Raw genomic sequence first — 22,116 nt, 5'->3', positions numbered from 1 at the left:
TTTTGTGTGAGTCACCAGGGTAAGTTGCGTTCGTATATCCGGCCTCTCTTTCGGTACCGTCGTACCCGGGCCATGATGTGTTCTGCGCACCTGCTTCCTTTCGGGCTATCGGCTTTGCTTCGCAGGGAGCCTTCGGACAGGCCGGATTTCTCAGGTGCTGGTCTTACCGGTTACTCATCACGCTAAATCGCTTCGCAATCTCACGACAGGGTTACTGCTCTTTTACTGCATGGTTCACGGGGTGTCGGTTAACCGGCGACCCGTGAACCATGGTAATCTTCTCCGCGACTCAGCACCGCCCACGCTATCCGCACATTCTTGTTCGCCAGCGCCACCGTCGCGATATTCCGGTTCCGTCTTTCCGCCACCGACTGCAGCCACTGGCTCCGCCGGTCTTCTTTGCCTGCACATGTCTTCAGAACTGACCGTGCCCCGTGGATGACCAGCGTACGCAGGTAGCTGTCACCCCGCTTGCTGATATGCCCCAGCTGCTGCTTACCGCCGCTTGAGTGCTGCCGGGGAACCAGCCCCACATAAGCCGCCATCTCCCGACCGTTCTTAAACTGCGTCGCGTCACCCAACAACGCCACCATCGCGCTGGCGGTTATCACGCCGATACCTTCTATTTTCATCAGCCGCTGGATGCAGATATCTTCCCGCGCCGCCTCTGCGAGCCGCCGGTCATGCCCCGCCACCCGGTCATCCAGCATCCGCAGCTCTTCGGCCAGCTCGCACAGCAGGCGCATAAACCGGTCATCCCACTGCTCCTGCTGTGACAGTATCTCCGGCAGCGCCTTACGCAACTGGCTGATGCCGACCGGCAGCACCACGCCGAATTCGCCCAGAAAGCCCCGTATCTCGTTGCACAGCGCCGTGCGGCTTTTTATCACTCTGGCCCGCACGCGATGCTCCGCCTGAAGGGTCTGCTGGCGCTCTGTCTTAACCGCGACGAAGCGCATGGCGGGGCGGCTGATGGCTTCACAGATGGCTTCGGCATCGTTGGCATCATTCTTGTTGCCTTTGAGGTAAGGCTTGACGAATTTCGGGGGAATAATGCGCACGGTATGCCCCATGCGGGTGAGTTCGCGGGACCAGTAGTGGGATGATGCGCAGGCTTCAATCCCGATGGTGCAGGGAGCCAGCTGAGAGAAATAAGCGTGCATGTGGGCGCGGCGAATAGATTTTCGTACGACGACATGCTCATGGTGATCCACGGCATGGATCTGAAAGACATTTTTTGCCAGGTCAAGACCGATACGTTTAATATTCATGGTGGACACCTCCTCCTGTGGACTGCAGGTAACACTTCCAGTCTGGCACGTTATGATGCCGTAAGGTGGGAGGTGTCCATCACATCGGGCTACTTTATGGCAGGTGCATCGTGCGAGTTTGTTGTTTGGTAGCCCGGGCAAGGCGCAACGCGCCGTCCCGGGAAGGTTTTAAACATGGCTGATATCGTTGAGCAGATGCTGGATCAGCAGCGGTATTGGCCTGCCGGAGGCCACGCTCTTGCCGCCTTCGCGCCACAGCGCCGTGCCGCTGACGTCGAGGTGGGCCCACGGGATTTCCGGCGGACAGAAATGCTGCAACAGCCAGGCGGCGGAGGCACTGATTGCCGCGTTGTTGCCCGGCGTATTGCAAAGATCGGCAATCGCGCTTTCGGTCTGTTTCTTCAGCCGACTGTCCAGCGGCAGTGACCAGACTTCATCTCCGCTCTCTATTCCCGCCTGAGTCAACGCCGATCGCAGGGTTTCGTTTTGAGTCATTAAACCACTGAGGTCATAACCCAGCGCTTTCACCACCGCGCCGGTCAGCGTTGCCATATCGATAATATAGCGCGCCTGCGGATGCCGCTGGCTGGCCCAGGCGATGGCGTCGGACAGCACCAGACGACCCTCGGCATCGGTATTGTTGATCTCAACCGTTAAGCCGTTACAGGCGCGCGCGACGCTGCCGGGCTGCATGGCGTTAGGGCCAATGGCGTTTTCCGCCAGCGCCAGCACGCCCATCACCCGCACCGGCAGCGCAAGCTTCGCGATGCTCAGCATCAGGCCGAGCACGTTGGCCGCGCCGCACATGTCATACTTCATGGTATACATCCCGGCGCCTTCCTTCAGCCACAGTCCGCCGGTATCAAAGGTCACGCCTTTACCGACGTAGCAGCGAACCGGGCCATCGGTGATGCCATCATAATGAATCGCCAGCAAGCGCGGCGGGCGCTCAGAACCTTTTCCTACCGCATGCAGCAGCCCGAGCCCCTGGTCAATAATCGCCCGCTCATCCAGCATCTCGCAGCGTAGAGAAGGAATGTCCGCGCACAGACGCTGGGCTTCTTCTACGACATACTGCGGCGTGCACTGCTCGGAAGGGAGGTCCGCTAACCGTCGTGCGGCGAGCATACCGTGCGCGGTGGCCTGCTGCTGATAAGCCAGCGTTTCCAGCGCCGCTTGTTGTGCTGGCAACGCGTAAAGCGCGAGCTGGCGCAGGCGGGGCCTGACGGTCTTCACCTGATGCAGACCTAAATCATCAAGCTGCCAGTCGAGATTGAATAAATAGCGCAGCGCTTTGCCCATCGCCCCATGTGCTTCTCCCGGCGAGCAATCAAAAACCAGCGCATCGCTTACCGGCGCTTTGAACAACGGGCGCAGCGTCTCGATCAGGCTATCGTTAAGCGAGTCCTGCCACAGCGACTGCGGGATAAGCGTAATGCGGGCGAAAGGCGAGCAGCCAAAGCGGGCATCCGCCACTTCGCCGCGCGCGGCCTGCTCAACCATTTCGGCGAGCAGGGGGCTGGCGTTGTGGGGGGATTGCGCTAACAGCGTACTGCCGGGCCAGGTCACCAGATGTGCGCCATTGCAGGTGCTATCCAGATGGTTAATGAAACGATAATCCAACATAACTTACTCCTCGATGGGGGCGCGAATGCGTGCGGCGTAGGCCTGCATCCATTCGTCGTCCACCGGACGATAATGGGTTTTCTCCTGCACGCGCTCGGCGCAAAACACGGTGAGCGGCTGCGTCGCGCTGGCGATCACAAAAGAGAAGGTTTTGATATTGGTCGCCGCGCCGAATTCGCCGCGGCGGTTCATGCAGACCACCGAAAGATCCCCCGCGCGACCAAAGCGCGACATCAGCTTGTCTTCCAGTTCGCACACCACTGAATCTGCTGCCTGCTGCGGGGTCATCCCCTGAGCCATTCGCCGCACGATCTCGTAGCTGGTACAGCCCTTCATCAGATCTTCACCGACGCCGGTCGCCGTAGCGGCCCCGGTTTCGCTATCGCAATAGAAGCCGGAACCAATAATCGGCGAGTCGCCCAGCCGCCCGCGTTTTTTCATAAACAGGCCGCTGGTTGACGTTGCGACGCTCATGGAACCTTGTTTATCGAGGCCGATAATGCCTACGGTGTCGTGGCCATCGTAGGGACTGAGGCCTTTATCCAGCGTTTCGCGGCAGCGTTTGCGATAGTGCTGCAGCGCCCGCTCGGTCAGCATCTCTTTAGCGGCGAATCCCTGACTCAGCGCCCACTCACGGGCGCCCTGACCGACCAGCAGGCTGTTGTATCGCTGGCGGCTCAGGGCGTGAGCCACCTTGACCGGATTGGCGATGTCCACCAGATTGCCAACCGCGCCGAACGCCAGGGTGTCGCCGTTCATATAGGCGGCGTCCAGCTCGACCTCGCCGTTTTCCGTTGGTAAGCCGCCATAGCCTACTGATTTGTACAGCGGAAAATCTTCGACTGCGGCTACCGCATTCACTACGGCGGTAGAGGTGTCAGCCCCGGCGGCCAGCGCCGCAGCGGATTCCGTTACCCCTTCCAGCGCCATTCGCCAGGTGGCAATAATTCCCCACATTGGTTTACTCCTGTTTAGCAAGCGTGTTGTCCGTTTCGGCGCGGGCGGTGATTTCCGCCGCGCGATACTGCTTATCGACGATGCGCATGAAAGGCAGGTACAGCATCGCGCCAATCAACAGATTAAGCAGTTGCATGATGCTACCGCTGAGATGCCCGGTGACGATAAAACCGCTGATGACCGGCGGCAGGGTCCACGGAATAAAGACCCCGGTAGTCACTGCCACCGCACCGATTTTCATCGCCGCGTACTGCACCGTCACCAGCACCAAAGGCACCAGGTTAAACGGGATCAGCATGATCGGATTCATGATCACCGGCAGACCGAAGAGAATCGGTTCGTTGATATTAAAGATTGAGGCACCTGCGCCGAGGCGGGCGACTTCGCGCATATTTTTGCTGCGGGCGAAAATCAGCATCGCAATCACCAGCGATAGCGTCGCGCCCGCGCCGCCCATCCAGATCATATCGAAGAACTGTTCGGTAATGATGTGCGGAGGCGTCACACCAGCCTGAATGGCGGCGATGTTATCGGTCTGGTTTTCCATCCACAGCGGACGAATGATGCCGTTAATCATTGAACCGGAGTTGATGCCGACCGACCACAGAATGGTGATGCTGAAGACGGTCATCAGCGCACCAAAATAGGAGGTGCCGTAGTGACGCACCGGCGAGGCGACGACCTCATAAATAAACTGATGGATGGTTACGTAGTGGGTATGCTCAAACCCGATACGAATCGCCAGGATCAGAATCATCACCAGCAGCGCCGGGATCAGCGCGGCGAAAGATTCCTGTACCGCAGGCGGAACGCCTTCCGGCATCTTAATCACCAGTTTCTTACGCTTTAACCAGCAGAAGAGCTCGGTCCACAGAAGCGAACCGATCATGGCGACGAATAATCCTTTGGTACCAATCCATTCCACCGGGATCACCGTGATGCCGCCGTTTTCTGCCACCTTGATAAACGGCGTCAGAATAAGAAAACCTACCAGCGAGAGGATGCCGCAGGAGATACGGTCATCGCCGTAGTGTTCTGCCAGGCGGTAGGCTACCAGGAAGCTGATAAACAGTGACATGGTTGAGAAGACCGCGTTAAACGGGATCTCGATAATCGCGCTCCAGCTGGCACCGAAGGTGCTGGCCATAAATTGCTGATACGCCTGATTGGGGAATGACGAAATCACCAGCAAAATTGAACCGACAATAATAAAAGGCATGAATGAAACGTAGGCGCCGCGGATAGCACCAAGGTGACGCTGCTGGGCGGTTTTCGCCGCCAGAGGCATCAATTTAGCTTCAAGAAATCCCAGAACATTGTTCATTGTGAACTCCGTACAAGATCGACAGGGTGTGTGTGTGTTATCTATGACGGATTATGAGAGAAAGCGGTGGCCTGAAAGGTGAAGCGGTTCACATTGTATTCTCTGCAATAATATATATCTCATATGATTGGTTATGTTTTCTTGTAGGGGAATGAATGGAAATCAAGCTGCACGCCAACGCCACTACCACGCCAAGAACGCGCAAATATCTCCAGGAATCGGATAAAAGTGACCGGGAACTGGCGCAGGAACTGGGGATATCCATCACCACCGTTCGCCGCTGGCGTAACCGCAGCCAGATTTCTGATAATCACACTACGCCGCATTTAATACACAAAGTTCTGAGACAAGAACAAGAGGCATTGATTAACACGCTGCGTGACGTCCTTCGTGCGCCGCTGGACGAGTTGCTGTTTATGGTTAATGAAGGACTGGGGATCGCCATTTCCCGAGCAACGCTGAACCGTTATCTGCATCCGGCGCATAAAGGGCGAAAGAATGCCGCGCCGCAGGGAAAGAAGGCATTAAAGGCTGGGTTACGTGCGGATACGCTGATGCTCCATTACCGCCTGGTGGCGCTCTCAATGGACGACGGCGGCGAGCATCATCTGCTGTGGGCGCAGGAGCCGATTAGCGGCTGGTGCTTTGGCCGCATCTATTGCGGGATTTCGCCCGCGCTGGTTGATAGCTGGCTGGAGCAGGTGCTGGAAGCCTGTCCGGCTAAGATACAATGTCTTGAGACTTACGTACAAAAAGGCTTTCATCCTTCCAGCGCGGGGCTGTTGTGTAGAGCGGTAGCGGCACAAGAGGTTGGGGCGGTGCAGCTGAGTGAAAGATTAGCCGACGTTATCCCGGCACTGGATGAACCCGATGCGACTCTCCAGCGTCTCTGCGCGCTGTGGAACCAGGGGCGGACACAAAAAAAGCTGGGCGATATGACGCCGCAGGCGTTTCTTGAGTCGCTGGGGCAGAGGTAAGTGCTGAGGCTGATGGCAAATTTGTTAGGTATTGTGTGCGCATTTTTGTCGGGTGGCGGCCTGCGCCTTACCCGACCTACGCAAACCGTATACGACTTCGAACCAGTAGCCCGGCTAAGCGCAGCGCGAGCCGGGGCTCTATGCCTGAACTCAACAATACTGCTTTTTTTACTCAAAACAGCAGCGTTGAATTTCCTGAACGCTTTGTTGTGAGATAGCTCAAAAATCCATAATACAACCTGCCTGAATGACCACATACCGTGTCACGATAGATATCCATAGACTTGATGAATATTGATTATTTGGGGAGTGGCATATGACATCACTCGTGCAGCGAACGCAGGTCATCGAAAACTGGTATCGCGAGTCCGATGATTTTTCGACGCTGGTGAATTATCGGGTTCTCAGGGCGGGCCATATCCGGACAAACGGCAATTTCCATATTCAACGTCAGTCGGTTGTCGGGCATGAACTTATATTTTGCCTTAAAGGGCGTGGGGTTATTCGACTGGAAAATAATCTGCATCATGTGCAGGAAGGAAATCTGGCCTGGCTACCGGTACGTTGGCCGCATGAACATTATCCTGATAGCGCTGAACCGTGGGAAATATTATGGCTGAGAATTGATAGCTCAAAATTAAATAATATCATGCAGATTCTTAATGTTCTTCAGGAACCCGTATTTGCCTTCCAGCAACCGGAGAAAGTGACTGAAATTTATTATCAACTGTTCAGTTTAATGAAAAGCCATACTCTGGTTTCAGACGCGCACTGCGATGCGCTGTGCGCAAAACTTATTTTTACCTTGCTGGAGAACCGCAGCCAGGAAACGGAGAAATCCCCGGTTATTACCCATCGCGGCCTGGGGCGGCTTATATATCAGATCCACAGCCACTATAATGACGAGTGGGATATTGAAAAATTTATGCAGTACTGCCAGGTGAGTAAATCGCAGCTATTTCGCCTGTTTCAGGAGACCTTTAATCAAAGCCCGTTAAAATGGCTGAAAAATTATCGTCTGTCTCAGGCCCGGCGGTTATTGGTCGAAACTGATGACACAATTAGCAAAATTGCCGGGCAGGTGGGTTATAACGATCCGCTGCATTTCTCGCGCGACTTTCATCGCGCGGTAGGCGTTTCGCCAAGTGAATTTCGCCGTCAGGAAAAACAGCTTTCGGATGGCGCGTGAATACGAACGGCTTCGCCAGGGAAGCCGTTCGCTGCGATCAGAAGAAGGTTTCCATCTGAATACCAAACGACCACTCTCCACCAGAGGTAAAGCCTTTCTGGCCCAGCGTATCGTTGGGGCTGTAGTTATCCAGCGCCTTATCCCAGTTCATCCAGGTGGCAAAAACGCGCAGTTCCGGACGGGTAAAGAACGGCGAGACATCGTCCGGACGGAAGGTCGGAGCAAAGGTGAGCTTGTAGTAGTTGCCGTGGACCTTCTGGTACTGCTGATAGCCGTTAGGATCGAGATCCATATACTGCCAGGTGGCTTCATAGCCTAGCGCGAAGTTCTGCGTGATATTTTGCATGACGCGACCGTTCAACGTTACCCAGCGATAGTCATCGCCTTTGACGTAGCGATCGCTGCTGTATTGCGCAAGAATTGAAGGTGCGAAATCCCAGTTGCGGGCCAGGTTAACCATGCCATAGCTGGCAAACCGCAGGGTGCTGGCGTCAGAAAGCAGCGCCGGGTCGGTACCGATATTTTTCACCTCCGCGCCCAGCCCTTGCCCCCATGACAGCACGCTGCGTGATTCGCCTTGTGCCATCCCATAGAAGCTATCGCCCTGATAACCGAGCAGTACGGTGTAGCCTTTATTAGCGGCGTTGAAGACTTTATAGCCGCTGAGCGTCTCGCGTTCCTCGTTGTCTTTGGCCTGCATGCCGCTGACGAAAAGCTGTACCGGGCCGAAATAGTTGTTGGCGGTGAGAATGTAGTTCTGCACATCGTTATTCACCACGTCGACATCGCCAAAGCTGCGCCCGATAAAGGAGAAGTTGCTGCGCGTGTTCTCTGACCAGCGAACGTCATAGATGCCGCCGCCGGTGCCGTTGAGCGCCACGAACTTGGAGTCCAGCCACGGAATTTCAAAGTTGTCGCGGTCAACGCGCTTCCCGGCCCATAAGGTGGTGTCTTTGAGCGGCCCGGTGAAACTCGGCAGGGAGGCAATTTCGGCAAACGCCTGGCTGACGTTTAGGGTGCTGGAGTCGGCGGTCCAGTCGTTGTAGCTCTTTTGCTGGTCGGCGATCATGGTCATAAAACGGGTTGTCGCGCCATTATCCAGACGTTGTTTTTTCTCCAGATAGACTTCGACGTAGGTGTCAGGTTCGTTACCCAAACGGCCAATCGCGCCGCCGGTTTGCCCGGCAGGGGTCATAAATGGGCCACCCTGGGTATGGCGAGCGTTGTGGTTGGTCATCATCCCGGCGCGCGCGTAGCCGTGAAGTTCAAAATAACCATTATCGTCCGGGGTGATTTTTTCAATTTTTTGCGTGCGGGTTTCAAGGTCTTCGACTTTTTTCTGCGCCTGGTGCGATCCCTCTTCAGTTTGTTTTAGCTGAGTCGCTAATTGCGCGTTTTTTTGTTCCGCGATAGCTGCGCGGTTTTCCGCCTGCTGGAGCCGCAATTCCAGTTGATTAAGTCGTTGTTCAACGCTGATATTGGACGCAGATAAAGCATAAGGGATCGTCAGTATATTTATCAGACAGAAACCGGGTAGGGTTATAGAGGTAATTTTCATATTATTCTCATAAGTCGCTATCATAAATAAAAAAGACAGGAAACCCTGCGCTTATTAATAAGCGCAGAGAGGTTGTTATTTATCTTTCTACTAATCTAAGTGGTAAACTTCTTCCATCTCGACCCACAGCGTACCTTCCGGCTCACCGTCCAGAGGCATCTGGCATGGGCCAGTTTCTCGCCACCACTGCTGGGTTTTTAAATGTGCGGCCATTTTTTCTTGATCGGCTTCATAGTTATCGCCAACATACTCCAGATAGCTAAATAACAATCCGTTTTTATAATAAATTGAGAAGTTGCGTAGGTTGCACTCTTTAATAATGGCGTTGACTTCCGGCCAGGGATTAGCATGCAGCTCTTTATAATAATCCAGTTTTTCCGGGCGGACTTTAACCACACAGCCGAAGCGGCGAATTTTACTCATCGTTGTCATCCTTATTAATAACGTGGGCACGTTGCAGAATCTGTTTAATATCGACTTTCATCTCTTCCGTTAATGGGGATGCGGGAGGCAGGGAATAAACGGGAATATCCAGACCGGTCAGCTGTAGGGCATATTTCACAGCGTTATAAAACGGCACGTCAATGCTGTAGAGCGGCGGGACCCAGGAAAGAGACTGCTGTAGGGCGACCGCTTCGGCAAAATCCTGACGCTGCCAGGCTGCGAGTATTCCGCAGGTGAGCTGTGGCGCAAAGTTGGCGCTGGCCGGGATACAGCCGTCGCCGCCGAGGATCAGGGTGCCCAGTAGATATTCGTCATAACCGGCGAATACCGCGAAATCCGGGCGCAGCGGTTTGACCGCATGCAGGGTTTCCCGGATATGCGAGAGTGTATCAACGGTATCTTTCAATCCCACGATATTCGGGCAGTTCTGCGCCAGCGTTTTGATAACCGATGGTGGAATTGACTGACCGGTCAGCGCCGGGAAATTATAGAGAATAATCGGCAGCGGCAGAGCGTTAGCAATGGTGGTGAAGTGGCGCAGCAGGTTGCTTTCGCTCAGAGGGTTGTACCAGGGATTGACTACCACGACGCCGTCGGCTCCCGCCAGTCGCGCATGTTCGCCAGCCGCAATCGTCTGCTGAGTCCCACAGCTGGCGATACCGATCAGCACCGGTTTTCTCCCGGCGACCGTGGTAATGCAAAATTCCGTGACTTGCCGCCGCTGGGCATCGGACATATGAGCAAATTCCCCCGCGCTACCGAGGAAGAACAGGCCGTCGACCGGGGAGGCCAGCAGGTGTTCAATTAAGCGCGCTTGTGCGGGTTGATCAAATTCTCCCTGCGCGGTAAATAACGTCGGAACCGGGGGGATCACCCCGCGAAAAATAGGCTGAGTCATTATAATTCTCCTGTCGCGTATTCCTGTACCAGGCGCAGGCGAGGGCCTTCACACTCATCGCTGAGTGTGTTCTCGCCTGCAAACTACGCGTTATTTATTTAACGGATTTAATCGGTAATACAAAAAATGATGATGCGAATACAAACACAATGGCGGCAATAAACAGCGACGAATAATCATTATTAAAGGTCGCCAGCAGCCAGGCGGATAATATTGGGCTGAAAGATTGCGGTAATACGGTCGCAATCGTCAGAATGCCCATGTCTTTACCAGCTTGTTTACCGCCGCCGGGCAATACCTGCGTCATCAGCGCCATATCGATAGAGGTATAAGCGCCATAACCCAGCCCCATGATGGCGGCATAAATATACATCCCGGTAAGCGTTGGCATAAACAGAGGCACACACAAACCGGCGGCCATTAACAGGGTTGAAAGGAAGACAAAGATTTTTCGCCGCTGCAGTTTGTCCGAGAGCACGCCGGAAACCAGGCCGGAGAACAGTAACGTCACCAGGGTGATCACCGAGATAGTGCCGATGGCGTAGTTAGACTCCTCAACGCTTAAGCCAATGAAATCCTGCAAAATATACAGCTGATAGGTTACGACCCCCTGGTAGCCCAGATACATGGCGAAGCGACCAAAGAACGCCCAGCCAAAATCCGGGTACTTACGCGGACTGACCCAGAAGTTTTTGAAGAACGAGCCCCAGCGGAAGGGTTCAACTTCCATGTTTCGGGTAGAGGGTTCGCGGTTGATAAGGACAAAAGCCACGCAGCAGGCGGCAATCGCCAGCGCAAATACCAGGTAGCCCAGTTGCAGGTTCCACGCCAGATAGCCTGCGAGGATAATCCCCACCGTACCGCCGGCAGTCGAGCCCGCGCCGACGAAACCGGAGGCGATACCGCGATTTTCAGGTAAGAACCGGTCGGCGATCACGGTGGCTAATGGACCGTTCATGCAATTAAGCGAGACGGCAGCCATCAACCAGAACACCGCAATACCGGCAATCGTGGTGGTCATTGAAATGCCGAAGATAGCCAGCCCACCGATTAACGCGCCGCCAACGATAAACGGTGAACGACGCCCCCAGGTTGAGCGGCAGCGGTCGGATAACGCCCCGGCAATCGGCTGGGCAAAAATGGTAAACAGCAGCGCTGAGGTCATCACGATCGCCAGGTTATTAGCCTTATTGGCAGGATCGATTTGCGCCACATGGTTGGGGAGAAGAACCGAGATAACCCCGCAATACAGCGCCAGCAGAACAAAGAAATTGGTAAACAGCGAGGCCAGCAGGATATTTTTCTTACGCCCCGTGACTCTGTTGTTATTTTCTGACGATACGCTATCAGGTTTATCGTCAACCTTGCCGACAGGCAATGAATTGATGTTATCGGACATGCTTATTTCCTCATTATTATTCAGTAGGGTGAATTGAAAATAAACGTTATAAACTCCGGTTTTATTTATTTCCCCCTTCTGATTTCGTCAGATATATACGGTGCGCGTTTTCGCCCATGACGGCGTTAATATCCTCCGGCGATAAATGGGCAATCGCCGCCATCACGCATGCTCTCCAGCGCGGGTAGCCACCAGCCAGTTCGACCACCGGCCAGTCGCCGCCGAATAAACAGCGCTGCGGGCCAAATGCCGTTATCGCCTGCTGGATCCACGGCTGAAGCTGCTCCGGCTGCCAGCGTTGCCAGTCGGATTCCGTCGGTAAGCCGGATATTTTGCACGCCAGCAGAGGAAAGGCGGCCAGCGCGATAAATGTCTCCTGCCAGGTCTGCCACTGGTTATCGGCGATAGCAGGTTTCCCCATATGATCCAGCACCACGCGAGCATCAGGTGCGTGTTGATACAGCCACGTCAGTAAATCGTGAAGCGCAATCAGCTGAGAGGCCCTGACGCACATATCCAGCACAAAACCCTCACGAGCGGCAGCCAGTAAACCGTCGCGATAATCGGTGTTGTAAAACAGCTCCAGGGGCTCGTTTTGCAAGGAGCGCCGAATACCCAGCACGCGCGGTAGTTCATGTAAATGACGCAGGTAAGGCACCACGGCATTGCCCGTTTCCAGCGGAGCCCAGGCGACAATACCGACAAGCTCAATGGGGCTGGTTTCCGCCTGCTTGTTTATCCACTCCACCTCCAAAAGCGCCTGCTGCGCAGCGCAGTCGGCCTGAACCACAATCGCGGCATCCGGCGATTGAGCGGCTTTGGCCAGCTGCGCAGGCAAAAAAGGCCGGTTAAGCGCCGGGAGATCGCGCAGCCAGTCGTAGCGCAGCACGCCCGGATCCCAGAGATGCAGATGGCTGTCGAGGATCTTCATTTTTGCGCCTTCCCACCGTTGCCCGGCAGCAGGTCCCAGCCAATATTCAGCACCGGAGCCATTAATTCATCGATTTTCGCGAGCAGCTCCGGATCCAGCGGCTGCGTACACCAGCGGATATTATCCAGCATATTGTCGGCGCTGGCGGTGCCGATCACCGTGGAGGCAATGCCGTTATCCGCCGCGGTGGTGAGGGCAAATTGCAGGGCGACCTGGGCAATATTTACGCCGTGGCTGTCGCACAATGTAGAAACTTTACGGCAGATAGCCTGCACATCCTGATGCGCCGGATGCCAGTCGGGCGCGCCGCCTCGGGTCAACAGCCCCATCGAAAGCGGTGAGGCGTTGAGGACGCCGATACCCGCCTGATTCAAACGTTGCGCTACTGCCCCCAGCCGCCTGTCCTGTAAGGTCCAGGTGCAGTAGGCCATCACGCTATCCACTTTTTGCTCGCAGGCGACGCGCTCCAGCAGCGCCAGGTCGTAGCCGGTAATGCCAACGTGGCGCACGACGCCGCTCTCGCACAGTTCGCGCAGCGTCGGCAATCCTTCATCGAGTAATTGCTGCATGTCGCCATATTCAATGTCGTGACACTGAATCACGTCGATGTAATCACAGCCTAACCGGGTCAGGCTTTCGTCTACGCTGCGTAGGGTAGCCTCGCGGGAGAAATCCCACAGGCTGTCGCCGTAGCGCCCGACCTTCGTCGCCAGGGTATAGCTGTCGCGCGGTACGCCTTTCAGCGCGATGCCCAGCGCGGTTTCCGCTTTGGTTAGCCCGTAATAGGGAGCGACATCGAAATAGTTCACGCCGTGGGCGAGAGCCGTCGCCACGGTTTCGTTGGCCTGCTGTTGCGATACCGGGTGATAGATGCTGCCTAACGAGGCCGCGCCCATCGCCAGCACCGGGACCTGAATCCCCGTGCGTCCAAAAGGTACTGTTTTCATTATTTGTTCCTTATGATTAATCGTTGGCGGACGTCCGTAGGCTCAGGCGCAGCCCCGCGCGTTCGGGCCTGACGTGTGGGCCTTGTGCTATCGTCCAACTGCCATCGTTCTGCTGCTGTTGCAGCGCGTTTTCATCGATGGCGATCCCCAATCCCGGTTCATTGCCCAGCACGATACCGCCGTCTTCGATGCGCTGATCCACGCGTAGTCCGGTGGGGAAGCTGAGGTCCTGAATTTCGCAGCTCAGATGATTGCTTACCGCCGCTGCTGCGTGGGCCACCGGGTTGGCGTTGTAGCCCACCGGACTGACCGGCAGACTAAAGGCCTGCGCCAGGTTGGCCACGCGCAGAAAATGGCTGATGCCCCAGCACATGCCCGCCTGAAGAACATCCACCGCGTTCTCTTTCAGCAGCGGCAGAAACTGCTCGAGGCCGGTGAGGTTCTCCCCGGTGGCGACCGCGCAGCGCACCTGTTGGCGGATCGCGGCGTGTCCGGCGGCATCCCAGCGGCGCACGGGTTCTTCAATCCAGCTCAGATCCAGCGCTTCCTGTAAACGGCTGACGTAGCGCACCGCCTGTTTGGCGCTCATCGACTCGTTAACATCAATCATTACCGCCGGAGAGGGGCTGTTGACGAGATACACCTCGCGCACCGCCAGCAGGCGCTGTAAGTCCTCTTCAACGTCGAGACCGCCTTTGAGCTTAAAGGCGCTGAATCCACGCTCGGCAAAACGCTGATGCAGTGCGGTTAACGCCTCCAGCGACAACGGAAAATCCAGCCCCGAGGCGTATCCGGGAACAAACGGGCTTCTCGCGCCGAGCAGGCGCCAGAGCGGTTCCCCGGCACATTTGGCTTTCAAATCCCACAGCGCCATATCGACCACGCCAATCGCGCCGAAAACGCTGCCCGCATGGCCGCTTTTGAAGACCCAGGCCTGCATCCGGTCGTAGAGCGCAGTGACCGCACGTGGGTCTTCGCCTTCGATAGCTGGGAAAATACGCTCAATATCCGCGTGTCCGCCAACGCCGATACCGCTAATGCCTTCATCGGTTTCGAGGATTAACACTGGAACTTCGGTCACGCCAGAGGTGAGGGATCCGTTGACATCGCCAATCGGGCGTCCCCAGCGATGCCAGGTTTTAATCGTGCGCCAGCCGGTGATTTTCATGCGCCGGACTCCTCTTTCTGCCGCGAGGTGCGTAAATCAATCACCATGCGTCCCTGGATGGTGCCGTTGTCCATCTCGTTGAAAATAGAGTTGATCTCTTCCAGCTTGCGGGTCTGTACTATCGGGCGAACGCGTCCGGCCAGCGCGTGCTGGAAAGCTTCCGCCAGATCCTGACGGGTACCGACCAGGCTGCCGACAATCTGAATACCATCGAGCACGGTTTTGACGATGTTCAGGTCAAGATCGCCCGGCGGGACTGCGACACAAACCACTTTGCCTCCGGCCCTGACGCTATTGACCGCCTGGTGAAAGGCGGCGCGCGCGACGGCGACCACCACGGCGGTATGCGCACCGCCAGCGGTTATCTCCTGAATGCGCGAGGGAACGTCGTCCCGGCTCGGGTTGAGGGTGATTTCTGCGCCGCACTCGCGGGCGAGCTCCAGCTTGTCGTCCTGTAAATCAATAGCGATAACGCGGGCGTTAAAGACGTTGCGGGCAAACTGGATTGCCATATTGCCAAGCCCTCCTGCTCCCCATATCGCCAGCCACTGCCCTGGGCGAACGCCGGAAACGCGAATGGCTTTGTAGGTGGTGACACCAGCGCAGGTGATGCTGCTGGCAACCAGCGGATCGAGGCCGTCCGGGACTTTAACGGCGTAGTTGGCTTTCACGATGCACTGTTCAGCCATCGCGCCATCGACGCTGTATCCGGCGTTTTTCACGCTGCGGCAGAAGGTTTCCCGGCCGCTGACGCAGTATTCGCACACGCCGCAGCCTTCATAAAACCAGGCGATGCTCACCCGGTCGCCGGGCTTCAGACAGGTCACGTCATCGGCGACGGCGCGAACGATGCCGATCCCTTCATGGCCGGGAATGCGTCCCGGCACCGGGCCAAAATCGCCTTGCACGACGTGGAGATCGGTATGGCAGACGCCACAGCACTCAACGTCGACCAGCGCTTCGCCGGAGACTAACGGCCGCACCGGCATCTGGCGAATCTCGACTTGACCGGGATGACTGTGACTCACTACAGCTGCTTTCATCATGACCTCCCGTCAGTTCAGTTGCGGCGTGACGTTATCGTTAATCCGCTGACGTCGGGCGACATAAGCGGGCAGGGGCTGTACACCTGAAGCGTCGGTAAACCAGGCAAAAGGATCGGTGCTGGCGACGAGGGCGAAATTGGCCCACGGTTCGAACGATCCGGAACGGATAATCAGCTTGGCTTTGTGCGCGATGTCGTGGCATAGCGTTTCGTGGCTGGCGGCGAGAAACTCCGCGCCTGAGCCGGTATAGATAGTTTGCACTTCGCGATACAGCTGCGGATGGCAGTCGCGCACTTCGCTGGCAAAATGCACCTCTTCAACGAAAATCTCTTTGCGCAAAACGCGCAGGATGTCACGGACATCAACGGTGCCGGGCCACAGACCAAGATCGATGCGATTCGCGCTGGCGGGAATCGGAAAACCGGCGTCGGTTACCAATACAATATCGGTATGGCCGAGGGTCGCCAGGGCAGCGGCAAGTTCAGGGTGTAAGATTCTATCGGGTCTCATTATTGTTATTCCTCGATCACGGCGTGCGATTGCAAAAAGGCATCGACGTCGGTGCGGTATTTGTAAGAGGGCACGGTTTCCCAGTCAGAACAGCACAGCGCCGCGGTGGCGTTGGCAAACAGGACCGCTTCGCTTATCGGCTGACCTTCGTCCAGCGCCACCGCAAGGGCGGCGTTGAAGCTGTCGCCCGCGCCGTTGCTATCAACCACCTCAACCAGACAAGGGGGAATTTCCTGCGTGGTTTGCGGGCCGAACACGGCGGATCCCGCATCGCCCAGCGTCATCACCACATAACGGCAGCCCGTCTCCAGCAGCATGCTGGCGATTTCCCGGTTGCTACGAGCGTCGTCCGGCGCCAGGCCCAGCGCAACGCGCGCTTCGGTTTCATTGGGGGTGAGGTAGTCGATCGCGCTCAGATCGAGACCGCGGAGATCTCTGGCCGGCGCGGGGTTAAGAATGGTGATTTTATCCAGCGACTTTGCGCGTCTCAGCCCGTAGAGCGCAGTTTCCAGCGGAATTTCCAGCTGAGCCAGCGCCACGCCGCAGCTTTTAATTTGATGCAGGGCGTTATCCACCAGCGCCGGGGTAAAGAGTTTGTTCGCTCCCATATCCACGACGATGACGTTACGGGCTTCTTTATCTTTAATAATCAAGCCAGCGCCGGTCGGCAGCTCGGTGGTCAGGGTGAGACCATCGATATTGATCCCTTCCTCCAGCATCAATTCAACGAATTCGGTACCAAAAGTATCTTTACCCACCACGCCGCTATAGACCACGTCAGCTCCCAGGCGGGCAGCCTGAACCGCCATATCGGAGCCTTTTCCTCCCCAGGTCTGGCGGAAGTCATGCCCGATTAGCGTCTCACCAGCCAGCGGAATGCGCTCGGCGGTCATCACCAGGGCTTTTGCATAACTGCCGAGAATAAATACACTCATCACATACTCCTTAAATTGTGCGGGTGTGGTACCGCCATTTCCGGCGGTACCGTTCGGTTAATAGGCGTTGATGTCGCCGACCAGACCTTTCACCAGCTCGGGTCCGGAACTGGTTCCAACCAGCTCTGCGCCTGCAACGAACATCTCTTTCATCTTCTCCAGAGTGTTCACTTTACCGGATACTTTGACCCGGCAAGGGGCCTGGATATTGGCTTTGAGAAGTTGAACATCTTCTACCGTTGCCGCGCAGCCGCCTTTGCCCCAGCCGCTGGATTGTTTCACCCAATCAATACCTGCTTCATAGGCGTAGCGAGTGGCTTTGATTTTCATCGCCTCTTCGGTGATAAAACCAAATTCCAGCATTGCCTTCACTTTCATTCCCAGGTCGTGGGCGATGTGGGTGACTTCCTTCAGTTCGTTGAAATAGAGGTCATCCATTCCGCCGAGCAAAAAGCCAGGGTTCGGTGGGAAATCAAATTCATCTGCGCCTTCTTTGGCCAGCTCTCTAACCACGGCGATTTTCATTGCCGTCGTGTCGTTGGCCTGAGGAAAGTTCACGGTGGTGGCGACGCGAATGCCGGTTCCTTTCATTACGTCTTTGGCGACGGAGACCCAGCACGGTGCGATCATTGCCGCATCGAACTGATACTCCATGCAGACATTCAGATGCTGAATAAGACCTTCACGGGTTAAGTCCGGGTTGACGTTGGTGAACTGGATGGCCTTTGCGACCTGACGGGGATCATTAAAATCGATCATGTACCACTACTCCTGTTGGCTGAAAAAACATACGTTACGATGTGAATGACATGGGCTTACTGTAAGGAGGTGGCAGAAAAGGCGTGATAGGCAAGAATCCCGACCATATGGACAGAATTTTCAGACGCAGAATTTTGTGAGGGAGTTGGCAAAATTGCGGGTGAACAGTGCAGGAAGCGATTGAGTTTTTGTATTCCGGGTCAGGCCGGAGACTAGGTTGTCAATTATCATGATTAAATGTTATGTTATAACATATATAAATAATCATTATGAAATATGTGACTATTCGCCTTTCTTTTTAAATGATAATGATTATCATCTTTTCTGGGCGGAGAAAGATGAAAAAATTGAGTGTTTCAGCAATCCACTCTGAAGAGAGGAGAAGAGCCTGCTAATGGAGGAGAGTTTGACAACGTGTTGTACGACTGTTGACCCGGTGCTCAGCGTCAATATTGCATCATTACCGCGTCCCGGAGGCGGGGAACTCCTATCCAGCGTCCATTTTGAAGCCAAAAAGGGTGAGTGTCTGGCGGTCATTGGGCCAAACGGCAGCGGTAAAACCTCACTGCTGCGGGCGATCGATCGAGAACTGACCACGCTGAATGGCGACATCCTGCTGTTCGGACGCCCCATAAGCGAACTGTCGCGACAGCAGCGCGCTAAGCAGATTGCGGTGCTCGCGCAGAATGATACCCCCGATATGAGGCTGGCTCTTGAGGATTACGTCGCTCTCGGGCGCATTCCCCACGCCCGCGATATGCCGCATTGTGAACATGAAACCATCGTGACCCGGGCCATTAACGATACAGGATTGCAGAGGTTGCGAAAGCGTTCGCTGTCTGCGCTTTCCGGCGGAGAAAGGCAGCGAGCGGCGCTGGCTCGGGTGTTGGCTCAGTCACCCGCGCTGGTGTTGCTGGATGAGCCAACTAATCATCTGGATCCTCCAGGCCGGGTGGAACTGCTTTCGTTGGTAAAAAGTAAAGGAATCACGGTGGTGGCGGTGCTGCATGATTTATCACTGGTTGAGTCGTTTGCCGATCGCGTTTTGCTTTTGTCGCAAGGGCGTGCGGTGGCCTGGGATATACCGGAGCGGGTACTTGTCTCTGAACAGCTTTATCCCGTTTTCGGCTTGACCTGTTTTACCGTACCGCACCCTGATACGGGTAAGGCGCTGCGTATTTTTGAGGTACCAGGCTATGCCTGATAAATATATGAGGATCGTAATGAATAAGTGGCTTGTGGGTATTATTGCTATTATGTCGGTTACTGCGGTGTGCGCTGCTGATTATCCGGTCACCATTGAGAGTTGCGGGACGCCAGTGACATTCACGCAAGCCCCAAAGAGGGCAGTTATCCATGATCTTAATATGTCTGAAATGGCTTTCGCACTCGGTTTACAGGACCGCATTGTTGGGCTAACCGGTATTAGCGGTTGGTATAAAATGACGGCGGAATTTAAAAAGGCGATGGGATCAATTCCCGAACTGGCCCCTAAATACCCTTCACTGGAAACGTTGCTGGCAGTGAATCCCGATTTCTTTTTCGCAGGCTGGAATTACGGTATGAAAGTGGGCGGCGAGGTGACGCCAACCGTCCTTGATAAATATGGTATTAAGACCTTCGTATTAAGTGAAAGCTGCGTTTTTACTTCTGGCGATAAACGCAAAGCGAGTATGGATCTGCTGTATAACGATGAGCTGACGCTGGGTAAGATTTTCGGCAAGCAGAAAGAAGCGCAGGTGTTAGTCGACGGCTGGAAAAAAACGCTCAGTGCGCTGCCAAAACCGCCGCAGGGTACTCAACCGTTGAAAGTGTTTGTTTATGATTCGGGCGAGGATAAACCTTTCACCAGCGGTCGCTACGCTATGCCAACGGCGATTATCGAAGCTGCCGGAGGTAAAAACGTGATGGACGGGCTGGATATTAGCTGGGGGACGACCTCGTGGGAGAGCGTTGCGACAGCGGAACCGGACTTTATTATTCTCCTGGATTATCAGACCGGAAGCGGGGCGGATACGCTTCGTCATTTCCTCGAAAATCACCCGTTAATGAAGATGACACCGGCGGTGAAGCATCAGCGTTATCTGAAGTTGCAATACGCTGAGTTGACCCCGGGGCCGGCCAATATTAAAGCGGTAGAGAAGCTGGCGCGCGCGATGTACCCGACGGCAAACCAATGACCTTTTCTGCATACCGTTACCATTGGGCAATATGGGGTGCGCTGCTTGTTTTAGCTGGGTTAATGCTGCTCAGCGTTGCCAAAGGCAGCGTACCGTTATCGCTGATTCAGGTACTGGGCGCATTAGGGCTCATGGACGTTCCAGTCTCTGAGATGGTCAGGCGCATTGTGATTGATCTACGCGTCCCGAGAACGCTGCTCGCCGTACTCACGGGAGCTGTTCTGGCGATGGTGGGGGGACTGCTGCAAACCACCACCCGCAACGATCTGGCCGATCCCTTTTTATTCGGTCTTTCCTCCGGCGCATCGGCGGGGGCGGTACTGGTGATCACCCGATTTGGCGAGCGGCTTGGCGCACTAACTCTACCGGTATCGGCGTTTGTCGGCGGGATTTGTTCCGCCGTGGCGGTGATGCTGCTGTTTCATTTTAAAAAACAGCGCGGTGCTGAACATCTGGTTATCTGCGGGCTGGCTATTTCTTTTTTATTTGGTGCGCTGACCAGCTATCTGATCTTCTCCGGCGATCAGCGGGCCGCCAGTTCGGTGCTGTTCTGGTCGCTGGGAGGGCTGGGGTTAGCGCGTTGGGATAATCTGCCTTATGCCATATTTAGTCTGCTGTTTCTCGGCGCTTTTGTCCTGCTACGTTGGCGTTCGCTGGATGGTTTGCTGGCCGGTGAACAGACGGCGCAATCATTAGGCATTAACGTCAGTCGCCTGCGGATGGAGGTTTTCTTCTGCTGCGCGCTGGCCACTTCTTTGCTGGTGGCGTTAACCGGAGTGATTGGTTTTATCGGGTTGATGGTGCCGCATATGTGCCGCTATTTTTCCGGCGTTAAGCATCGGCTTTTGCTCCCTCTATGCGGCCTGTGGGGGGCGGTACTTTTATGCGGCGGCGATATTGTCAGCAGGACGCTGCTGGCCCCGCAGGAGCTGCCGATTGGCATTATCACTGCGGGAATCGGCGGCCTGTTTATTATTATATTGCTGGCCAGAAACAGAACCTAGCGTCATCACAAAAATCAGCATACGCATTCGTCATGCCTGATGATTCCGCTAAAAAGTGAACTTACACTTTCTAAACGAATGGCAAACAAACGTTTAGAAGGTGTACCAACGTTTTACACTCTCTGACGCAGAATATTCATAAGCACGGCTTTATATGTTGATAAATTAACTTTAAGTGATTTAATTTGTTAGTTATCGCTTATTTTTAGAATATTAATCTATATCAACGCACATTTCAGGGAGGTGATGAGAAAAATCCTAAAATCACAAAAGCAATAGTCACTACATACGGGCGTTAAGAATTCAAATAACTTCAACCAGTGATGGATTTTTCTTAAAATTGACCGTCTGGACAATAAAGAATAAATAACTTTATAATTCACCCTCTTCACTCATGGGTATATGCCCATGGAGTGTGCTATGCGCACATCTATAAAGGATTATTGAACTTTCGTGAGGGAAAGGGATGTTAACTATTTTCAGCCCCAACTATTTTTTCAAAAAAGCCATACAACTGAAAATAAATGATATCAAGCCATTCAGGGACGCAAATCTGGTTGATTTGTGTTTAACTAAGTACACATCTCACACCAACGCGCAGTTCCATTTTCTTATCAATAGCTTTGAAATGAAAAAGAATTTTGTCTGCTTCAGAGTCGAAGATAACATTGTCTGTTTGATAAATAAAAAACGCACAGCACATATCGCCAGCATAATTTCCAGAGTGACCGATGGTATTCCCGTCGGGGAGGACGTTAACTTAACGGAGAGAGAGTTTCAGTATATTTTTATTATGAAATTTAATTTACTGGCAAAAGATTACCCCGATCTACTTGGCGTTTCGCCAAAAGTTTATAGTAACTATAAAAGAAAATTAATCGAAAAGTTTGGCTTTAACTCATTTCATTCGCTCTTAGCATTATCTCATTATTTACATGCATCCTCGATGATCGATAAATTTATGCCGTGAAGGCGCTTTCCGCGCCAGTGTGG

The 22,116-nt window shown here is 54.6% G+C and carries 21 protein-coding genes; 6 read left to right on the top strand and 15 right to left on the bottom strand.

The features are described 5' to 3' along the window. Positions 1–248: 248 nt before the first annotated feature. From HV213_RS15055 to celB, 4 genes are all read right to left on the bottom strand, one after another. Complete coding sequence (locus tag HV213_RS15055; protein WP_181484939.1) at positions 249–1,271, bottom strand: IS110 family RNA-guided transposase; 1,023 nt, start codon at positions 1,269–1,271, stop codon at positions 249–251. A 168-nt stretch (positions 1,272–1,439) separates the two neighbouring features. Beyond that, positions 1,440–2,897 carry a leucyl aminopeptidase family protein gene (locus tag HV213_RS15050; protein WP_181486292.1) on the bottom strand — a complete coding sequence of 486 codons (1,458 nt, stop codon included), beginning with the start codon at positions 2,895–2,897 and terminating at the stop codon, positions 1,440–1,442. A gap of 3 nt (positions 2,898–2,900) precedes the next feature. After that, positions 2,901–3,854 carry a N(4)-(beta-N-acetylglucosaminyl)-L-asparaginase gene (locus tag HV213_RS15045; RefSeq protein WP_181486291.1) on the bottom strand — a complete coding sequence of 318 codons (954 nt, stop codon included), beginning with the start codon at positions 3,852–3,854 and terminating at the stop codon, positions 2,901–2,903. A gap of 4 nt (positions 3,855–3,858) precedes the next feature. After that, positions 3,859–5,178, bottom strand: coding sequence for a PTS cellobiose transporter subunit IIC (gene celB, locus HV213_RS15040; RefSeq protein WP_181486290.1), 1,320 nt, complete (start codon positions 5,176–5,178; stop codon positions 3,859–3,861). 155 nt (positions 5,179–5,333) lie between these two features. Here celB and HV213_RS15035 point away from each other — a divergent pair, with 155 nt between their 5' ends. Continuing rightward, a complete protein-coding gene (locus HV213_RS15035) occupies positions 5,334–6,155 on the top strand; it encodes a helix-turn-helix domain-containing protein (protein WP_181486289.1) in 822 nt (273 codons plus the stop codon). 328 nt (positions 6,156–6,483) lie between these two features. Next, positions 6,484–7,344 carry an AraC family transcriptional regulator gene (locus HV213_RS15030; RefSeq protein ID WP_181486425.1) on the top strand — a complete coding sequence of 287 codons (861 nt, stop codon included), beginning with the start codon at positions 6,484–6,486 and terminating at the stop codon, positions 7,342–7,344. A 37-nt stretch (positions 7,345–7,381) separates the two neighbouring features. On the opposite strand, the gene HV213_RS15025 is transcribed toward HV213_RS15030, so the two are convergent. The 11 genes from HV213_RS15025 to deoC all read right to left on the bottom strand — a co-directional run bounded on the left by HV213_RS15025 (position 7,382) and on the right by deoC (position 17,939). Next, positions 7,382–8,902: a carbohydrate porin gene (locus tag HV213_RS15025; protein ID WP_181486288.1), complete on the bottom strand. Its 1,521-nt coding sequence runs from the start codon at positions 8,900–8,902 to the stop codon at positions 7,382–7,384. A gap of 90 nt (positions 8,903–8,992) precedes the next feature. Next, on the bottom strand, positions 8,993–9,325 hold the full coding sequence (locus HV213_RS15020) for an L-rhamnose mutarotase (protein WP_181486287.1): 333 nt from the start codon (positions 9,323–9,325) through the stop codon (positions 8,993–8,995). Next, positions 9,318–10,244, bottom strand: coding sequence for a dihydrodipicolinate synthase family protein (locus HV213_RS15015; protein WP_181486286.1), 927 nt, complete (start codon positions 10,242–10,244; stop codon positions 9,318–9,320). The genes HV213_RS15020 and HV213_RS15015 overlap by 8 nt, the downstream gene beginning before the upstream one ends. 94 nt (positions 10,245–10,338) lie before the next feature. Further along, entirely contained in the window at positions 10,339–11,643 is a 1,305-nt protein-coding gene (locus tag HV213_RS15010) for an MFS transporter (RefSeq protein ID WP_181486285.1), read from the bottom strand. Positions 11,644–11,704: 61 nt separating this feature from the next. Continuing rightward, positions 11,705–12,574, bottom strand: a complete 870-nt coding sequence (locus HV213_RS15005) for an amidohydrolase family protein (RefSeq protein ID WP_181486284.1) — start codon at positions 12,572–12,574, stop codon at positions 11,705–11,707. Continuing rightward, a complete protein-coding gene (locus HV213_RS15000; RefSeq protein WP_197975063.1) occupies positions 12,571–13,521 on the bottom strand; it encodes an aldo/keto reductase in 951 nt (316 codons plus the stop codon). Before HV213_RS15000 ends, HV213_RS15005 begins: the two co-directional genes overlap by 4 nt. 16 nt (positions 13,522–13,537) lie before the next feature. Next, positions 13,538–14,689 carry a mandelate racemase/muconate lactonizing enzyme family protein gene (locus HV213_RS14995; protein WP_181486283.1) on the bottom strand — a complete coding sequence of 384 codons (1,152 nt, stop codon included), beginning with the start codon at positions 14,687–14,689 and terminating at the stop codon, positions 13,538–13,540. Next, complete coding sequence (gene adhP, locus HV213_RS14990) at positions 14,686–15,732, bottom strand: alcohol dehydrogenase AdhP (RefSeq protein WP_181486423.1); 1,047 nt, start codon at positions 15,730–15,732, stop codon at positions 14,686–14,688. The genes HV213_RS14995 and adhP overlap by 4 nt, the downstream gene beginning before the upstream one ends. Before the next feature lie 12 nt (positions 15,733–15,744). After that, on the bottom strand, positions 15,745–16,245 hold the full coding sequence (gene rbsD, locus HV213_RS14985) for a D-ribose pyranase (protein WP_142513723.1): 501 nt from the start codon (positions 16,243–16,245) through the stop codon (positions 15,745–15,747). Positions 16,246–16,250: 5 nt separating this feature from the next. Further along, entirely contained in the window at positions 16,251–17,180 is a 930-nt protein-coding gene (locus HV213_RS14980) for a ribokinase (protein ID WP_181486282.1), read from the bottom strand. Between the two features lie 57 nt (positions 17,181–17,237). Then, positions 17,238–17,939, bottom strand: coding sequence for a deoxyribose-phosphate aldolase (gene deoC / locus HV213_RS14975; RefSeq protein WP_181486281.1), 702 nt, complete (start codon positions 17,937–17,939; stop codon positions 17,238–17,240). A 394-nt stretch (positions 17,940–18,333) separates the two neighbouring features. Between deoC and HV213_RS14970 the strand changes: the two genes are divergently transcribed. The 4 genes from HV213_RS14970 (at position 18,334) to HV213_RS14955 (ending at position 22,093) form a co-directional block, all read left to right on the top strand. Continuing rightward, the gene (locus tag HV213_RS14970) at positions 18,334–19,143 is read left to right on the top strand and encodes an ABC transporter ATP-binding protein (protein ID WP_181486280.1); all 810 of its coding nucleotides are present in this window, start codon (positions 18,334–18,336) and stop codon (positions 19,141–19,143) included. Between the two features lie 19 nt (positions 19,144–19,162). After that, positions 19,163–20,119, top strand: a complete 957-nt coding sequence (locus tag HV213_RS14965) for an ABC transporter substrate-binding protein (RefSeq protein ID WP_181486279.1) — start codon at positions 19,163–19,165, stop codon at positions 20,117–20,119. Continuing rightward, positions 20,116–21,123, top strand: coding sequence for a FecCD family ABC transporter permease (locus tag HV213_RS14960; protein WP_181486278.1), 1,008 nt, complete (start codon positions 20,116–20,118; stop codon positions 21,121–21,123). Before HV213_RS14965 ends, HV213_RS14960 begins: the two co-directional genes overlap by 4 nt. Before the next feature lie 466 nt (positions 21,124–21,589). Continuing rightward, a complete protein-coding gene (locus HV213_RS14955; RefSeq protein ID WP_181486277.1) occupies positions 21,590–22,093 on the top strand; it encodes a hypothetical protein in 504 nt (167 codons plus the stop codon). Positions 22,094–22,116 lie beyond the last annotated feature (23 nt).

The organism is Klebsiella sp. RHBSTW-00484, from assembly GCF_013705725.1.
Lineage (GTDB): Bacteria > Pseudomonadota > Gammaproteobacteria > Enterobacterales > Enterobacteriaceae > Klebsiella.
The sequence above is the reverse complement of the archived record's forward strand: the minus strand, read 5'-3'. Positions and strand labels throughout refer to the sequence as shown.